This window comes from Vibrio marisflavi CECT 7928 (assembly GCF_921294215.1).
Lineage (GTDB): Bacteria > Pseudomonadota > Gammaproteobacteria > Enterobacterales > Vibrionaceae > Vibrio > Vibrio marisflavi.
The window spans coordinates 1,562,968-1,578,901 of record NZ_CAKLDM010000002.1 but is presented as its reverse complement, the minus strand read 5'-3'; the positions used below and the strand labels follow the sequence as shown (position 1 = coordinate 1,578,901).

Genomic DNA, 15,934 nt, shown 5'->3' with positions numbered 1-15,934 from the left:
CCTAACATTTCTTACCGAAGCATGGCGCTTGGTTAAAGTGACTCTCAACCATTCTCTGTGTAATGGTATGACGCGGGTTAGCTAAAACATCCAGCGTGTTACCTGATTCCACCACTTCCCCTTCATGCATCACCATCACCTTGTCGGTTATGTGCTTTATAATGCCGATATGCTGCGACACGTAAACAAAAGAGACACCCATTTCATCCTGAAGGTCTAAAAATAGGTTGATGATTTGTGAGCGCATTGCCATGTCGAGCCCGTTTAATGCTTCATCGGCAATGATTATTGATGGTTGCAGAATCAAAGCTCTTGCTAGACACACCCTCTGTTTTTGTCCTGCTGCAAGCATTTGTGGATAGAAGTATGCGTGTTCAGGCAGCAATCCGACTCGTAATAACGTTTCCTTGATGCGACTCATCCGTGCTTCTGTGGTCATATTGGTGTTACGTTTCAGCGGCCCGTCTAATATTCTACCAATTTGGATTCGCGGATTGAGCGAAGTGTTTGGATCTTGGAAAATCATCCGTATCAACTTACACCGCGTCGAATAGTCTTTATGTTTAAGCTGTTCGCCATTCACCAAAATCTCGCCAGATGTAGGCTTAACCATTCCAGAAAGCATTTTTGCTAGTGTGGATTTTCCAGAACCATTTTTACCAATAAACCCAATTGTTTGCCCTGCTTCTAAGTTGAAGCTAACCGGTTTAACAGCATGTTGCGCCCTTTTACGAAATAGTCCCGATCGGGAGTAAAAGTCTTTTGAAAGCTGTTTTACTTCTAATAACGAAGTCATGACTTTTTCTCCGTGTTAAGTGGAAAATGGCAGGCAAATTTATGATTTTTAACTTGTTTCATCAAGGGCATTTGCACACATTGCTTTTGTGCGTGTGGACATCTTGGCCCGAGGCGGCAACCGATCGGCAAGTGCTGCAGTGGAGGAATAGAGCCTGACAAGGAATGTAGTTTTTGCTTTTGCGGGACATCGTCATTGAAATCTGGCATTGCGTTCAACAAAGCCTCAGTATACGGATGTTTTGGTGTCGACAAGATTTTATTCGTATTGGCTGATTCAACCGCTTGTCCACAGTACATTACTGTAATGCGCGTTGCCCACTGAGTAATAGTTGTTAGGTCGTGTCCGATTAATAAAATCGTTGTGTTGTTAACTTGGTTCATCCGGCTCAAAAGTCGCAGTATTTGCGATTGAGTTATCGGGTCGAGATCATTGGTTGGTTCATCAGCAATAAGGATTTTAGGCTTAGCCGCAATCGCCATCGCGATCATAACTTTCTGACATTCACCGTCGGTGAGCTCATAGGGATAGCTGTTCATTATCCGGCTGTGCTCTTTAATGCCTACTTTATGTAAAAGCACGATGGCCTGATTTTTTTTCCACTTTGATCTTTCCCAAAACTTGCCTTTGAAAGTATGGGACGGTATTGCTTCAATAAGCTGACGGCCGACTTCCTCTGAAGGGTCAAGACATGTTGAAGGTTCTTGGAAGATCATGGCGATATCACGGGCGACGACTCGTCGACGTTCACGAGCGGTAAGTTGCAAAAGGTCAATATCACCTAAGCGCATTCTATCGGCGCTGATTTTCCAATTTGGTTTGCTGATCCCAACAATAGCTTTTGCTATCAGGCTTTTTCCAGATCCTGATTCACCTACTAAGCCACGAATTTCACCTTCATTCATGGTAAAGCTCATCTTATCGACGGCTTTCACCATACCCTGTGGAGTTTCGATTTCGATTGTTAAGTGCCGAATATCTAGAAGTGCCATTATTCTATGCCCGCATTCAGGGAAGTTCTTGCGCCTTCTCCTACAAGGTTAATGACAATGACCACAAACATGATTGCCAGTCCCGGCAATATTACGGTCCAAGGTGCAAGGTATATCAGTTCGACTGCATCACCCAATATTGCTCCCCATTCTGTGCTTGGAGACTGAGCTCCTAGACCTAAAAAGCCTAGCGCTGAGATGTCCAAAATAGCGACGGATAGAGCAAGGGTCGCTTCGGTTGCAATAACCGCGAGGATATTCGGTAAGATTGAGTTCCAAAGTAGATAGAAATCTCTCGCACCATCGAGACGAGCAGCCATTATGTAGTCTTTTTCTACCTCAGCATGCACGGCAATATATACCGAACGAACAAAACGCGGTATGAGCGCGAGGCCGATTGCAATTAGAATATTGAACTCACCAAAGCCAAAGAATGCGACGAAGATGATTGCTAGTAACATCGATGGGATCGACATTACAGTATCAAGTAAGTGATTAAGCGTACTTGAAAGTAGGCCTTTCGTCATACCAGCGAGAATACCGATAGTACAGCCTATGATACTTGCAACAAGTGTTACGATCACTGCCGCACCGAATGTGAGTCTTGAACCAGAAATAATGCGCGAAAGAATGTCACGGCCTAAGTCATCAGTACCCAAGAAGTACTCAACTGTTCCTTGAGGATCCCAAGATGGAGGGACAAGAAGGTGGGTCGACTGAGCTTGTGGATCATGAGGAGTAATCCAAGGTGCAGCAATGGTTACGACAACGATGAAAAGTAAGCACCAAAAGCCGAACATGGCCATGCTGTTATTTCGATAGCTTCGCCAAAATCGCTCAAACTGGGTTGGGATGTGTTCTTCTTGATAAACGCTATTTGTTAGCATACCACTCTTTCCTTACTAACGGATTGACCAGAGCACCAAACAGATCGGAGAGAATATTTGCGCTTAAAACTAGTGTGCCAACCACGATCACGCCAGCCTGAATTTCAACATAATCTTGGTTTGAGAGAGCTTCGAGTAGCCAGCGGCCAATACCGGGCCAATTAAAAATAGATTCAGCAATAATGGCCAGAGTCAACATACTAGAAAGCTGAACACCAAGCTTTGGCACAATAGGAGGAATGGCATTTCTAAGTACGTGTTGGAAAACGATTCGATTGATGGATAGGCCTCGGATTCTTGCCGCTCGAATATAGTTTTTAGTCATCACATCTGTGACCGTATTTCGCATCAATTGAATAACTTGTGTCGTTGGAGCCAGTGCCAAAACGGAACAAGGTAGAATCAGGTGCTCAAGGACACTTCTAAACGCTTGTGCTTTATATTGCTTCTCAACAAACAACGAATCAACCAACGCAAAGCCCGTCACATGATGAACTTGGTAGAGAAGGTCGTAGCGCCCAGAAACGGGAAACATTTGAAAGTGAAGAGAAAAAGCCATGATCAGTAGTAAGGCCACCCAGTATATTGGGGCAGAGTAGCCAGACATAGAAATGAAGGAAATGATCGTATCTATCCATTTACCTTGTTTCATTCCAGCTAAAGTACCAATAGGTATACCGACGATAACTGACATCAGAAATGCAATGGTACATAGTTCTAACGTTGCCGGAAATACCACTGCGAGTTCATTGACAATGGGTATACCTGCTTTACTGATACCAAAATTTAAGTGTACTAAATCATTTAGGTACAGCATCCAGCCGTGCCAAAAGCCGACTTTGAGCCAAGGCGAAGCGGGGTCGAGGCGCAATAAACTGAACCCTACAATAGTGAGAATGAGTAGGGTGATGATAAACAGATTAAAGCGTCGGATTGAATACCAAAGCATTTATCTAATTCTCTCAACTAAATCAAAAGGTTGTGTGTTGAAGGGGCTAACTCTGAATCCAGATAAGGAGTCATCGTAGGCTTGAAAGTGCATGCCATGCGCGAGTGGAATGACAGGAAACTCAGCATTCAAAATATTAAGCGCTTGTCGGTACAAGTTGAGGCGGTATCTAGGGTTGTCAACCTCTAGAGCAAGATCGAGCAATTGGTCGAAGTCTTTGTCACACCAGCTTGATACATTTAGTCCAGCTTTTTGTGAATCGCAGGACAATAGAGGACGTAAGAAACTGTCAGGATCTCCAGTGTTGGCGATCAGCCCAGACAAGGCGAGATCGATTGAAGATAAGTCTTCGCTATCCCTGCTATCAAAGCGATCTTCAGTAATGATTTCCAATTCTATCCCTATATCAGCTAAATTCGCTTGAATGAGTTCTGCAGTTTTCATCGGGCTAGGATTATACGCTCTAGGTTCCATAGGCACCGACATGGTCATTTTTAGGCCTTCGCGATATCCAGCTTCTCTTAACAACGCGATGGCGTAATTTCGGTCATAGCGCACTTGAGTTTGATCTTTCCTGTATACCCAAGAGTTCGGAGGTAAAATTGAATAGGCTAGGCTGCCAGTCCCGTAGTATACCGAATCAAGAATATTTTGTCTGTTTATTGCAAAGTTTAGTGCTTTTCTTACCAGTGGGTCATTTAGAGCTGGGTGAGTGGTGTTAACCGCGACAAAGGAGACATTCATAGCTGGTTTAACAATTAAATCTAACGATTCATATTTTTTGATGATAGGGATCTGGCTTGAGAGAGGAGAGTAGAGGACGTCACACTCCTGACGTAAGAATTTAGCAAACGTCCCAGTGCCTCGTTGAGAAACATCAAACACAACTTGCTGCATTTTAACTTTGTTTTTCCAATAGTTATTGTGTCTTTTAAGACGTATGAAATCGTTAATATGATACTCGTCGAGATAAAACGGACCGGTTCCTATTGGTTTGCTATCGATCATCTGCTTTTCATCACTCAGCTCAAGCTGATTGGCATACTCTTTTGAATGAATTACAGCGAAGCTGGTGGCGATATTGGACAAAAATGAATTGTCGGGCCGACTTAACGTGAACTTTACTTTATCTTTCGAAATCGCTTTTACATCTTTGACTAGATCTGAAAAATCAATGCTAGCAAACCAGGGATATAAGCCCCCGCCAACTTGGTGAAAGGTATTGTTTGGATCGATGATTCGCTTGAAGCTAAATACGACATCGTGTGCATTGAGTTCACGGGAGGGAGAAAACCAGCTGGTTGATTGAAACTGAATGCCTTTATTAAGATGAAAAATGTATTCGGTGCCGTTTTTATTAACCTTCCAGCTCTTAGCGACATTTGGGATAGGTTTGTAGGTTTTTTCATCTAGTTTGATAAGGGTATCGAATAGCTGTGGGCTGAGGGCTTCTGAGGTGATACCACTATCGACCAACTGAGGATTAAAGGTATTTGAGCCTTCTAGGCCGCAGTAAACGAACCCACTTTTTCGAACCTTGCTATGGTCATCGTTGTCACCGCAACCTGCTAGTAAACCAAGACTACATATTCCAAGAGTAAACTTTTTCAATATATTCATAGTGCGCTTCATTGAGTGCACAACGCACTAGGGTCAATTGACCGTTTAGGATTGCAGACAGGCAAACCCTAGGTATTAGTGCTCCACTCACCAATATTATATTGAACAAAGGAAAAGCCATCTGTTTAACTATCTGATTTTGTGGAAAGGTTGTACTTTCTAACCATTCCCCGAAACTGATGATAGCTTAAGCCCAACAGCTCTGCCGCCTTACGTTGACTATATTTTGCTTCTTCCAAGGTGGCATTTAACAACTCAATGTCCATCTTCTCTTGCCACTCTTTGTAATTCATGGGAAACGTCAAGCGTATGTTTTCAGTATGGTTTGTTGTTAGCTTACTGTCACTATCTTTGCTGAGACTTTTTTCGGTATTCCAACTTGGTTCAAATGGATCAAATACGAGATCTTCGATAGGTCTGTCGGAGTAGCCGTGCATATAAATTGCTCGCTCAACCACATTTTTTAGCTCTCGCACATTGCCTGGCCAGTGATAGTCCATCATCGCTTGCGTTGCGACTGGTGAAAAACCAACAAAGAACTCAAGCTTTAATTCTCTACACATCTTTATCGCGTAGTGCTCGGCTAACAGCAAGATATCTTGTTTTCGATGTCGTAGAGGAGGAAGGTGAATCACATCAAACGCTAAACGATCGAGTAAATCGTGTCGAAACAGGCCAGCCTTGCTCATTTCCTGTAGGTTGGCGTTTGTCGCGCATATCAGTCTCACGTTGGCGTTGATTGGTGCGTGTCCGCCAACACGTTCATATTGACCGTACTCAATGACTCTAAGTAGCTTTTCCTGAATGACTAATGGTGCTGTTGCCAATTCATCCAGAAACAGCGAGCCTTTTTCTGCTCGTTCAAATCTGCCTGAGTGCCGTCCCTTTGAACCAGTGAATGACCCTGCTTCATGGCCGAAAAGCTCCGAATCAATCAACCCCTCACTCAGTGATGCGCAATTTAGCGTTATTAGGGGTTGATTCCATCTAGGAGAAAGGTAATGCAGCCTTTGTGCAATCAACTCTTTGCCTGTACCTCGTTCACCAATAATTAAAATGGGGCGGTTAATTGGAGCAAGTTTTGAGACTTTATCTAAGATACTTAGAAAGGAGGGCGCTTCGCCAATAAGATCTTGCTGCATAACATACTCCGGTGAAATGGTAAATTTGACCAAATTGAGGTTAATTTCATCATATCATAATAGGTCGGTTTTTATGCATTTCGTTAATTTATTGAAATTATTAATTAAAATATTTGGCATGGAGTTTGATTACGTACACTACAGGCACTCGTGTAAAGAATGAAACGCTATCAGGAGGTTTACAATGGGTATCTTTTCTAGATTTGCTGACATAGTTAATTCCAACATCAGCTCTTTGCTCGATAAGGCGGAAGACCCCGAGAAAATGATTCGGCTCATTATCCAAGAAATGGAAGACACTTTAGTTGAAGTGAGAACGAATTCTGTTAGAGCTATGGCGGACAAGAAAGAGCTTGAGAGAAAATTAGTGTCACTCGAAGATCATTGTAATGAATGGCAAAATAAAGCGACTTTGGCGCTGACGAAACAACGCGATGACCTAGCTCGCTCAGCGTTAATGGAAAAACAAAAGCTTGAAGACATAATCAAAGATTTAAAAAATGAGCAGATCATCTTGGAAGAGACTATTGAAAAGCTAACGGGAGAAATCAGTAAACTAGAGAGTAAGATTACTGAAACTCGCGCAAAACAGCAGTCACTATCCATTCGAACTCAGACAGCTAGTAATAGGCGTGATGTACAAAAGCACCTACACACTAGCCGTACTCATGAAGCCATGGCCAAGTTTGAGCAATACTCTCGAAAAATCGATGAGCTAGAAGCTGAAGCTGATCTTTATGCGAATACAGGTAATAGTAAGTCACTCGATCAAGAGTTTGCCGAATTGCAAGCGCAAGATGAAGTGGAAAAAGAGTTAGAAAAGCTAAGAAAACAAGTTTCAAAAAACCTTAAGAAATAGGAGCTGTACATGATGTCGTTATTCCTTACTGGACCACTCATTGTTTTTCTAATCTTTGTCGCTCCACTTTGGCTGTTTCTTCATTACCGCAGCAAACGGAAGTCGGAGGCAGGACTGTCCGAAAATGATAATGAACGTTTACAGCAGTTATCTGTAAAAGCTGAGTCGATGCAAACTCGAATTGATACATTAGAGCGCATTTTAGATTCTGAAACACCGAACTGGAGGCGTAGATATGAGTAAAGCTCTCTATCGAGATACGGTTAACGGGAAAATTTCTGGTGTATGCGCAGGGCTTGCAAACTATTTTGGTTTGGAAGTTTGGATAGTGCGGATCCTATTTATTTCTGCTGCTGTATTGGGAGGCTTATTTCTGGTGGTTCTGGCCTACATTGCCATGACACTTATGCTAGACAAGCAGCCAACAGAATACGCGGAATCGATTAAAACCAAACAAGAACATGTGCTCAAAAGTAAACCTTGGCAAAAAGGCCAAACACCTACGGACTTGTTAGACACCCTATCTGCTGATTTAGATAAAATGGAATTACAATTGCGCGGCATTGAAGCATACGTGACTTCAGAAGCATTTAAAGTGGACAAGGAATTTAGCAAGCTATAGTGGAAAGCGAGTCCCGCTTTGTTGCGTCATGTTCCAGTCATCGGCTAAAGTAATCTAGACCAATAATCAGTAGAGGTAACAGCTATGTGCGAACGGTGCCCTTGGGTTGATTTGTCCAAGCCAGATTACGTGGAATATCATGATAAAGAATGGGGAGTACCTGTTCACGATGATAAAAAGATGTTTGAGTTTTTGCTACTAGAATCCGCTCAAGCAGGGCTGAGCTGGTATACCATTCTCAAACGAAGAGAAGGCTACCGAGAAGCATTCGCTGATTTCGACTACAAAAAAGTGGCGACATTTACTCAAGATGATGTTGAACGGTTGATGCAAAATAGTGCGATTATCCGCAATCGCGCTAAAATTGAAGCTGCCATTAACAATGCCAGTCGTTTTATGGAAGTACAGCAAGAGTTTGGTAGCTTCAGTGAATATATGTGGGGCTTTGTGGACAACAAAGTAGTCGTAAATGATATTGAAACCATAGATGATTACGTCGCGACTTCTCCAATATCAGACGCTTTAAGTAAAGATCTAAAAAAGCGCGGATTTAAGTTTATTGGCTCGACAATAATTTATTCTCACCTCCAAGCTGCTGGGTTGATTAACGATCATTCCAACCAATGCTTTCGTAAAAAAGAAGTGATGGCGCTCACTAAGTCTTAGTGCAAGTATTTCAGTGAGTTGAAAATACCCCTAAAGCAGTATTCCATGGAATGGCAAATGTCGAACTCATTGCTATACTGATTTCGATAACGCGCAGTTAAAAGACTATTAAAATGCGAACGGCTAGGGTTACATAACGTGCTTACTTATTTTTAGCGCCTATATTTGGGCGTTTTTTGATACTTGCTTTTAGCTTTGTTCTACCTTGCACGAAATGCTTAAGTTCTACTAACTCCAGCCGAATTTGTCTTACTTTAACTCGATTTTACGTATAGTCCGCCACCAGTAGGTTTAGCAGGAGAATTATATGTCACTTACCCCAATAGAAAAAAAGTTGATACAAGAAAGCTTCAAAAAAGTAGAGCCTATTGCCGAGCAAGCTGCGGATATATTCTACAATAAGCTTTTTGAATATGACCCGCGCTTGAGAACATTATTTAAGTCAGACATCAAACAGCAGGGGCAAAAGCTCATGGCTACTTTGAAAGTGGCGGTAAGTGGTCTAGACAATTTAGATGAGCTGGTGCCTGTACTTCAGCAGCTGGCGAAGCGCCATGTTGCTTATGGGGTCACGGCTGATGATTATACACCAGTCGGAAATGCTTTGTTGTACACGTTAAAAACCGGTCTTGGCGATGATTTCGATGACTCAACACGGCAAGCATGGGTTAAAACTTATAAAACGATTGCTGAAGTCATGCGCTCTGCAGCGTATCCAGACTTTGATAGTTCAAGCTACAAAAATACGAAGGTTTATAATCAATAATTGGCTAAAGGTTGGTAAATAAAGGTGCTAAAGATAGCACCTTTATCAATTGAACCTGTTTTTTCTATGAATGAGCTGTGAGTGCTTTATTGTATCGCTCGAAGCCTGCTTCTAAATCGGCAATTAAATCTTCGATATCTTCCAACCCAATATGTAGGCGGATTAGTGTTCCGGTAAAATTAGGGTTGGCTATGGTTCTTAAGCTATTAAAGCTGCTGGGTTCGTTAGCTAGAATTAAACTCTCAAACCCTCCCCAAGAGTAGCCCATGCCAAAGTGACTCATTCCGTCAAGAAGAGCCGTTGTTGCTTTGCTGTTGCTTTGTTTCAATACAAATGAGAATAAACCATTTCCACCGGTGAAATCACGCTGGAAAAACTCGTATCCGGGGCAGCTTGGTAGGCTTGGGTGGCGAACATGATCCACCTCGGGTCTAGACGTTAGCCAGTCAGCTATTTTCTTGCCGTTCTCATCGTGCTGTCTAAGGCGGACATCAAGCGTTCGTATACCGCGCAGGGCCGTATAAGCATCATCAGGTGACACACATTGCCCCATTAAGTAGCACTGTTCACGAAGTTGATCCCAATATTTTTCCGAAGCGGTCGCTGTACCTAACATGATATCGGAGTGCCCACCAATGTATTTGGTTGCCGCTTGAATGGAAATATCGACACCATGATCGAATGGAGAAAAGTTAACCCCGGCACCCCAAGTATTATCAAGCATCACAACGATTCCGTGTTCATGCGCAATTTTGGAAAGTGTCGGAACGTCTTGCAGTTCCATCGTAATCGAGCCCGGAGATTCGGTGAAAAGTATTTTGGTATTTGGTTTGATAAGTGTGTGTATATCTTCACCGATTAGAGGGTCATAATAGGTTGTTTCGACGCCCATCTTTTTCATCATGACATCGCAAAAATCACGGGTTGGCTCGTAGCAGGTGTCAACCATTAAGATGTGATCGCCCGTTTCTACAAAGGCTAAAATTGAATTTGCAATTGCTGCCGCTCCACTTGGAAAAAGAGCGCAACCCGCACCGCCTTCAACTTGTGTCATGGCTTCTTGGAAGGCGAAGTGTGTGTTAGTTCCTCGGCGGCCATAAAACAAAGTTTGTTTCGCACGGTTGATAGTAGCATCTTTTTTCTCAGACACAGTGTTAAACAATATTGTTGAAGCGCGTTGCACAGGAGGGTTTACTACGTTCTGCGTCCACTTAGGTTTGCGTCCAGCACTTATCATTTGGGTCTTTTTACCGTGTGACATAAGAATTCCTTGTTTAATAAGACGATCAGTTATTTAAACCACAATGAAGCCCTCAATTGCAACCCAAAATGCTAGCTAGCATGTACATTAAAAGTTCTAGTCGTTGCCCAATACACCAAGGTGAACGAACTGAGCAGTCTGTTTTAATGAAAGTAAAAACTCTATATTTTTCATGTGTATCTATCATTAGGCCCGTTTAGTCACAGTACAATGTCTAAGTTGCAAAGCTTTATTTTGTTACTAATATTTTTATTAATAATAAGGAGAGATGCATGGAAAGTACGACGATGAAAGTGTGGAATACAAAGCTTGTTCTTTTGGTCATTGCACTATTTTTCGCCCCATTTCAGGCGATATCAGCAGAAAAACTCAATGTCTTAACGTGGGAGGGGTACGTTGAACCAGATGAAGTAGCTGCGGTCAATAAAATCTTAAAAGACAAAGGTTATAACTATGAAATAAACGTTATTTCGCCTTGGGCTGAAGGCCCAGAGCAAATGTTTAAACTGCTTAGAGCAGGAAAAGCTGATATCAGTTTCCTGACTTTAAATTATATTCAGATGCAACGAGGTAAAACGGCAGCTTTACTTCAACCAATCAATACAAATTCTCCTAGACTGACCAACTACAAGCATTTAGACCCAGCTATGCTTAACGTTCCTATGGGCACCGAAAATGGCAAAACACTGTATTTGCCTTTTGGTGGTGGCGCTTATGGTCTTTGGGCAAATATGAAAAAAGTGTCTGAGGGAGAGGTTCCGAAGAGCTTGAATGGGCTGCTCGATCCCAAATGGAAGGGAAAAGTATCTTTAACAAAAGGCCAGGTACAACCGAATGTGGCCATTGCTTCTATGATGGCTGGAAAGTCTGCGTTCTATCTTAATGAGGTCTCTCGTTCTGAAATGCAGGCAGAGAGCCAAAAGGGAGATATTGAAGGTAAGTTGAAGGCCCTTTATGGTCAGGTTTCTTACTTCTGGGGCGGTTCACCTGAATTTAGAGATGATCTGTTGATTGTAGCGTCGTATGGTATTGGCGCAGCGGCAGAAAATAGAGCGGGTGGAGATTGGAAGCTGATTAAGTTTAAGGAAGGAAACACCGTATGGATGGATACAATAAACTTCCACAAAAACTTAAAAGGTAAAAAGCTAGAAGCCGCTGAAATATTTGCTAATTACTTTATTAGTGATGCTGTACAAACACGTTTAGTGAACAACCTTGGTATGGTCAGTGCTTCGTTGAAACACCAGTCAGCAAGCGACAAAGGTTTCTTTGTCAAAGACATGTTCTGGCCACCGTATAAGAAAGAAGTCGATAATTTGATGCTACTAATGTCCAAAAAGGCGATGGAAGGGAAGTAGTAAATACACTGAGTAAGTATATTTTCGTTAACTTTAGTAGGGGAGAGGTTGTGTTATCACAGCCTCTTTATATTTAACTATTACTTACTTAAATCATAAGCACCTTTAGTATGGCTATATTTAACAAGCCTATATCTTGGGTTTTTATCAACCTTAGTAATTTTATATCTAATTCAGCACTTAATAAAAGTTGCAATGTATATGCGTGTTTTAAAATGAATTATTGAGTGTTTTGTTTTTAAACTTGACTCTACCTGCTTTCCAAAAGTAATATGCCTAACGTATATTCTGTTAGAGGGACTCATGGTTAAGAGTAAAATTATGAATATTAATGGTAGTGCTATTAAGAACTTCCTTAATATATATGAGTTTAGAAGTATTACAGAGGCGGCTAAAATTTCCGGATTAGCCCAGTCTAACGTAACAAAGCAGCTTCAAAGTCTTGAGAGCAAGCTGGATACAGTGTTGTTTGATAGGCATACCCGAAACCTAGTACCTACTAAGGCCGCGGATTATCTGTACTCCAAATTCGATGATTTATATAGAGAGTTTGCTTTACTAGAAAGCATGACAAAAAAAGTTAATGACGGATTTTATGGCAATCTTAACATTGGTATAGGTAAAATTATATCTCCTTTGATTAGCCAAGTCCTATGCCTTAATATTCAGAACAATGAAGAAGAATATAAAGAGTTAAAGGTGACCATATCTTCAGATACCTTTATGAATCTAAACAAAAAACTCTTGCAAGGAGAAATTGATTTATTCATATCTCAGTCTGAAATACAGCCAAATATACCCGAATTAGATTTATTGGTTAAGAGTCCCTTCTTAAGCTTGGAAACAGCTTGTATTATAGGACCGTCAATGGGGATTAAAGAAGATGTGACTGACTACAAGTGGGCCTTCCCTCAGTTCGATACCAACCACATTGTTTCTAGGCTAAACAACCCCATCCTTAGGGATTTTTACTTAAAGGCTGCGGCCAAAGGAAATATTGCGTATCAAGTCGATAGCGGTGATGCTCGAGTGCAACTTGCTGAATCAGGTCAAGCTGGAACCATCGTTCCTTTTTATATGGTAGAAGAAAAAATAAAAGCTGGTAAACTTATTCGCTTATCAAAAAGTATGGATTACTTTGACTTCTCTATTTATTATCTGGCTAATCGACCTATAAATAACAATGTGAGGAAGATAATAAACGATTTGAAAGTTAACTTAATAAAGAATTATCATTTCATTGAAAATACTACTAGAGAATAGATACCTTTCAATATTAATCCATGATTTATCTTTTCTATAAGGCATGTTTCTATGCGCATAGGCTTGGCGTGAAATTGGAAGTGCCATATATTATTAGCTCTATGTTTTTTTCTATAACCTTTTCATAAAAGTCGCCATTGCTTTCAAGGCTGTATGCAGAAAGTAATGTTTGAGGTATGTTAAATGGATGTAGCAAGAGGTTTATAATCGACACTTTGCTCAGTTCCGGGTTCATGTTAGTGTCAAGTATACCGCGTGTCTGTAGCTGTGGAACAAGTTTATCGTATAACTCATTAAATGAATTTAAAACTATATTAACTACATTATCATACCTATTATCTTTTTCTAAACTTAAAGTATGGGACATGATTTTAGGTAGTTGTGGTGCCTTCTTGATTTCTTGCATAACATCGAAGATAAATGTGCTAAAGTTATTGCATGTAGTACTTTCAATAAGTTTAGATATTTGAATGAAAAAGCTGTCACATAGGCTAACGACTGCTGTTTCAAATAACCCTTCTTTTCCTCCAAAGTAGTATCTTATCAATGAACTACTTACGCCCGCTTTTTCAGCGATAAGCCTCGTCGATACTTTGTCGTATGGCATGTTTGAGAATAAGTTCTGAGATGACTTTATAAGTGCATATCGAATGTCCATATAGGTATCGGTAGTGGAAGGTCGTCCTGGTCCATTTCTCCTATTTGCTGATGGCAATGTTATTTTCATAGTTTAATATCTCTAAAAATGTTTAATACTGAAGATTTATAATCAATATAACTAATTAATGTTATATCGCGTAATTAACAAATTACCTTATAATTCAAGAAGCACTATTGCTTGCTCTCTATTCATTTTGAAATGAACCATATAAAATGTAATTAATATCTCACGGTTTTTGTATTCCATTTTAAATACCTCGGTTGATGTTTATTCTGATAAATTCAATATCAAATTGTGACAGTAAATATCTAGGTAAGACACAAGTTTTAGGTGGCTGCATTTTGACCACATCTATGTTCCTGTGCAATATAATATTGCTAATATATACATTCCAATTAGGAATGTATGATTCAATTTTATCTTTGTCAGTAAGTTAAAATGTTGAAAAGAAATAATTTACTAAAAAACATCTTTCGGAGAGCATAACTTCTACTTTTAAAATCTGGTATGTCCTTAAGTCTTAGTGATGACTAAAACTGGAATTACTAAGGTCAAAAGTGTTGATGTAGAGGTTTCTCTAATCGAAGTAAGTACAATTCGAAGGGGAGAAATGCTAGGTCTCAATCAAGGGGCAGGAGTAGAGAGAGTTGTGAAGTTATAACAACTCTCTTTTTTATGATTCGTGAGAAGGAAAATGCTGATTATGCTATAGCTGGTTCATCGCTTGCTGAATCGCTGTTATCCGCTGAGCGCCATATACCTAGCGCGGCGAGTAGTGCCATCACAAGCATGAGCAGTCCAACAGGCATTTGATTGCTAGTAGGGATCATTGATGCAACTAGAGCAACAAGACCTGCGCCTAAGTTTTGTATACCACCGAGAACTGCGCCTGCGGTGCCTGCGTGATTTGGAAATGGTATCAAAGCGCCAGTCACTGCCGCTGGATACAAAATACCGCCACCTAAGAAATACAGCAGTGCGCCACCCACCAATGTTGCTGCATTAGTGATGTCCATAAGACCGGGCACGAATATTACCAACGAACCGAGAATAATGGCCGCTAAACCCACCAATAGAGAGGTATGGTTTCCATAGCGTTTTACAAGCTTTCCTGAAGTGCTAGCGCCGATAAGGTAACCAGGAATAGGTACAACAAATAGTAAGCTTACCGCCATTGCAGAATAGTGCAGAACGCCACCAAACAATACCCCTGATGCTGCTTCAAATACAGCTATTCCAGAGAAGGTTGCGACGAGGCAGAGCAAATAGCCTTGAAATCGTTTGTCAGAAAGGACGATACGATAACTGTTGTAAACAGATTCCGATTTGCGTTTTTCTTTTGGCAACGTCTCCATCATGCTGGTCATCATCGCTAGCGTTACGCCAATACTAAACAGAGTTAGAAATAGGTAGCTTGAACGCCAGCCAAAGGTATCTGAAAGATATCCGCCGATAAGTGGCGCAGCAAGCGGAGAAAATATGACACACATACTGATCAAGCCATTTACTCGATGCAGATCGGAGCCGGAGAAGCAGTCTCTAGTCAATGTGCGACACATTACGCCACCACAGCCAATTCCTAAACCTTGAATGAAACTGCCTGCTAGAAACCAGTCAAACTGCTCAGAAAATAGCGCGATTAACGTACCTGCTATGTATATGCAGAGTCCTGCGATAATGACAGGCTTTCTACCGATACGATCAGAAACCGTTCCGTAAATAAACTGAGAAAAGCCATAAGGAATAAGAAAAAAGGCCATAACCGCTTGCAGTGCAGAAGGTGTGACCCAAAACTCTTTTGCCATAGAGGCAATAGAAGGAACATACATCGTTTGAGTCATCTGTCCAACAGCAGTCAGTATTGCTATCAGAAACGTCAGCTTAGCTAGAGAAAGGCTCCTAGTCATTTTTATCTCCAGAACATAAGAAAATTATCGATATTACATGGATAGCAAAACTAATGAATTTTGCTCGATTGGGTTACATAGAAAACGCGACGATATTAGCTATTGTTAATGCCACGTTCAATATGTAATCACTATGTTTTGCTCGATAAATTTCTATGATTTGGATTAGAAAAACTAATCAGTTT

Annotated in this window: 16 protein-coding genes; 7 read left to right on the top strand and 9 right to left on the bottom strand. The window is 41.0% G+C overall.

Features of this window, described 5'->3' with window-relative positions; all coding sequences use genetic code 11:
* Position 1 precedes the first annotated feature (1 nt).
* From L7A31_RS14045 to pspF, 6 genes are all read right to left on the bottom strand, one after another.
* On the bottom strand, positions 2-796 hold the full coding sequence (locus L7A31_RS14045) for a peptide ABC transporter ATP-binding protein (RefSeq protein WP_237362399.1): 795 nt from the start codon (positions 794-796) through the stop codon (positions 2-4).
* Positions 793-1,788: a peptide ABC transporter ATP-binding protein gene (locus L7A31_RS14040; protein WP_237362398.1), complete on the bottom strand. Its 996-nt coding sequence runs from the start codon at positions 1,786-1,788 to the stop codon at positions 793-795. Before L7A31_RS14040 ends, L7A31_RS14045 begins: the two co-directional genes overlap by 4 nt.
* Entirely contained in the window at positions 1,788-2,675 is an 888-nt protein-coding gene (locus tag L7A31_RS14035; protein ID WP_237362397.1) for an ABC transporter permease subunit, read from the bottom strand. The genes L7A31_RS14040 and L7A31_RS14035 overlap by 1 nt, the downstream gene beginning before the upstream one ends.
* Complete coding sequence (locus tag L7A31_RS14030; RefSeq protein ID WP_237362396.1) at positions 2,662-3,624, bottom strand: ABC transporter permease; 963 nt, start codon at positions 3,622-3,624, stop codon at positions 2,662-2,664. Before L7A31_RS14030 ends, L7A31_RS14035 begins: the two co-directional genes overlap by 14 nt.
* The gene (locus L7A31_RS14025; RefSeq protein ID WP_237362395.1) at positions 3,625-5,244 is read right to left on the bottom strand and encodes an ABC transporter substrate-binding protein; all 1,620 of its coding nucleotides are present in this window, start codon (positions 5,242-5,244) and stop codon (positions 3,625-3,627) included.
* Positions 5,245-5,369: 125 nt separating this feature from the next.
* Entirely contained in the window at positions 5,370-6,386 is a 1,017-nt protein-coding gene (gene pspF, locus L7A31_RS14020; RefSeq protein WP_237362394.1) for a phage shock protein operon transcriptional activator, read from the bottom strand.
* Positions 6,387-6,570: 184 nt separating this feature from the next.
* Here pspF and pspA point away from each other — a divergent pair, with 184 nt between their 5' ends.
* The 5 genes from pspA to L7A31_RS13995 all read left to right on the top strand — a co-directional run bounded on the left by pspA (position 6,571) and on the right by L7A31_RS13995 (position 9,299).
* Positions 6,571-7,245: a phage shock protein PspA gene (gene pspA, locus L7A31_RS14015; RefSeq protein ID WP_237362393.1), complete on the top strand. Its 675-nt coding sequence runs from the start codon at positions 6,571-6,573 to the stop codon at positions 7,243-7,245.
* Between the two features lie 9 nt (positions 7,246-7,254).
* On the top strand, positions 7,255-7,488 hold the full coding sequence (pspB, locus tag L7A31_RS14010) for an envelope stress response membrane protein PspB (RefSeq protein ID WP_237362392.1): 234 nt from the start codon (positions 7,255-7,257) through the stop codon (positions 7,486-7,488).
* Positions 7,481-7,867 carry an envelope stress response membrane protein PspC gene (gene pspC, locus L7A31_RS14005; RefSeq protein ID WP_237362391.1) on the top strand — a complete coding sequence of 129 codons (387 nt, stop codon included), beginning with the start codon at positions 7,481-7,483 and terminating at the stop codon, positions 7,865-7,867. The genes pspB and pspC overlap by 8 nt, the downstream gene beginning before the upstream one ends.
* An 84-nt stretch (positions 7,868-7,951) precedes the next feature.
* Positions 7,952-8,533, top strand: a complete 582-nt coding sequence (locus tag L7A31_RS14000) for a DNA-3-methyladenine glycosylase I (RefSeq protein WP_237362390.1) — start codon at positions 7,952-7,954, stop codon at positions 8,531-8,533.
* A gap of 307 nt (positions 8,534-8,840) precedes the next feature.
* Entirely contained in the window at positions 8,841-9,299 is a 459-nt protein-coding gene (locus tag L7A31_RS13995) for a globin family protein (protein ID WP_237362389.1), read from the top strand.
* Positions 9,300-9,363: 64 nt separating this feature from the next.
* Here L7A31_RS13995 and L7A31_RS13990 read toward each other — a convergent pair whose 3' ends face one another.
* Positions 9,364-10,560, bottom strand: coding sequence for a cystathionine beta-lyase (locus L7A31_RS13990; RefSeq protein ID WP_237362388.1), 1,197 nt, complete (start codon positions 10,558-10,560; stop codon positions 9,364-9,366).
* 272 nt (positions 10,561-10,832) lie between these two features.
* Here L7A31_RS13990 and L7A31_RS13985 point away from each other — a divergent pair, with 272 nt between their 5' ends.
* Positions 10,833-11,918, top strand: a complete 1,086-nt coding sequence (locus L7A31_RS13985; protein WP_237362387.1) for an ABC transporter substrate-binding protein — start codon at positions 10,833-10,835, stop codon at positions 11,916-11,918.
* A 321-nt stretch (positions 11,919-12,239) separates the two neighbouring features.
* Positions 12,240-13,181 carry a LysR family transcriptional regulator gene (locus tag L7A31_RS13980; RefSeq protein ID WP_237362386.1) on the top strand — a complete coding sequence of 314 codons (942 nt, stop codon included), beginning with the start codon at positions 12,240-12,242 and terminating at the stop codon, positions 13,179-13,181.
* 49 nt (positions 13,182-13,230) lie between these two features.
* Here the strand turns inward: L7A31_RS13980 and L7A31_RS13975 are convergent, their stop codons facing one another.
* Both L7A31_RS13975 and emrD read right to left on the bottom strand, forming a co-directional pair.
* Positions 13,231-13,908 (bottom strand): TetR/AcrR family transcriptional regulator, encoded by a 678-nt coding sequence (locus tag L7A31_RS13975; RefSeq protein ID WP_237362385.1) that lies wholly within the window; start codon positions 13,906-13,908, stop codon positions 13,231-13,233.
* Between the two features lie 635 nt (positions 13,909-14,543).
* Positions 14,544-15,749: a multidrug efflux MFS transporter EmrD gene (gene emrD, locus L7A31_RS13970; RefSeq protein ID WP_237362384.1), complete on the bottom strand. Its 1,206-nt coding sequence runs from the start codon at positions 15,747-15,749 to the stop codon at positions 14,544-14,546.
* Positions 15,750-15,934: the final 185 nt, after the last annotated feature.

Bases quoted from the DNA above. Each gene is read 5' to 3' on its own strand.
- L7A31_RS14045 (WP_237362399.1), bottom strand. From the start codon at position 796: ATGACTTCGTTATTAGAAGTAAAACAGCTTTCAAAAGACTTTTACTCC.
- L7A31_RS14040 (WP_237362398.1), bottom strand. From the start codon at position 1,788: ATGGCACTTCTAGATATTCGGCACTTAACAATCGAAATCGAAACTCCA.
- L7A31_RS14035 (WP_237362397.1), bottom strand. From the start codon at position 2,675: ATGCTAACAAATAGCGTTTATCAAGAAGAACACATCCCAACCCAGTTT.
- L7A31_RS14030 (WP_237362396.1), bottom strand. From the start codon at position 3,624: ATGCTTTGGTATTCAATCCGACGCTTTAATCTGTTTATCATCACCCTA.
- L7A31_RS14025 (WP_237362395.1), bottom strand. From the start codon at position 5,244: ATGAATATATTGAAAAAGTTTACTCTTGGAATATGTAGTCTTGGTTTA.
- pspF (WP_237362394.1), bottom strand. From the start codon at position 6,386: ATGCAGCAAGATCTTATTGGCGAAGCGCCCTCCTTTCTAAGTATCTTA.
- pspA (WP_237362393.1), top strand. From the start codon at position 6,571: ATGGGTATCTTTTCTAGATTTGCTGACATAGTTAATTCCAACATCAGC.
- pspB (WP_237362392.1), top strand. From the start codon at position 7,255: ATGATGTCGTTATTCCTTACTGGACCACTCATTGTTTTTCTAATCTTT.
- pspC (WP_237362391.1), top strand. From the start codon at position 7,481: ATGAGTAAAGCTCTCTATCGAGATACGGTTAACGGGAAAATTTCTGGT.
- L7A31_RS14000 (WP_237362390.1), top strand. From the start codon at position 7,952: ATGTGCGAACGGTGCCCTTGGGTTGATTTGTCCAAGCCAGATTACGTG.
- L7A31_RS13995 (WP_237362389.1), top strand. From the start codon at position 8,841: ATGTCACTTACCCCAATAGAAAAAAAGTTGATACAAGAAAGCTTCAAA.
- L7A31_RS13990 (WP_237362388.1), bottom strand. From the start codon at position 10,560: ATGTCACACGGTAAAAAGACCCAAATGATAAGTGCTGGACGCAAACCT.
- L7A31_RS13985 (WP_237362387.1), top strand. From the start codon at position 10,833: ATGGAAAGTACGACGATGAAAGTGTGGAATACAAAGCTTGTTCTTTTG.
- L7A31_RS13980 (WP_237362386.1), top strand. From the start codon at position 12,240: ATGAATATTAATGGTAGTGCTATTAAGAACTTCCTTAATATATATGAG.
- L7A31_RS13975 (WP_237362385.1), bottom strand. From the start codon at position 13,908: ATGAAAATAACATTGCCATCAGCAAATAGGAGAAATGGACCAGGACGA.
- emrD (WP_237362384.1), bottom strand. From the start codon at position 15,749: ATGACTAGGAGCCTTTCTCTAGCTAAGCTGACGTTTCTGATAGCAATA.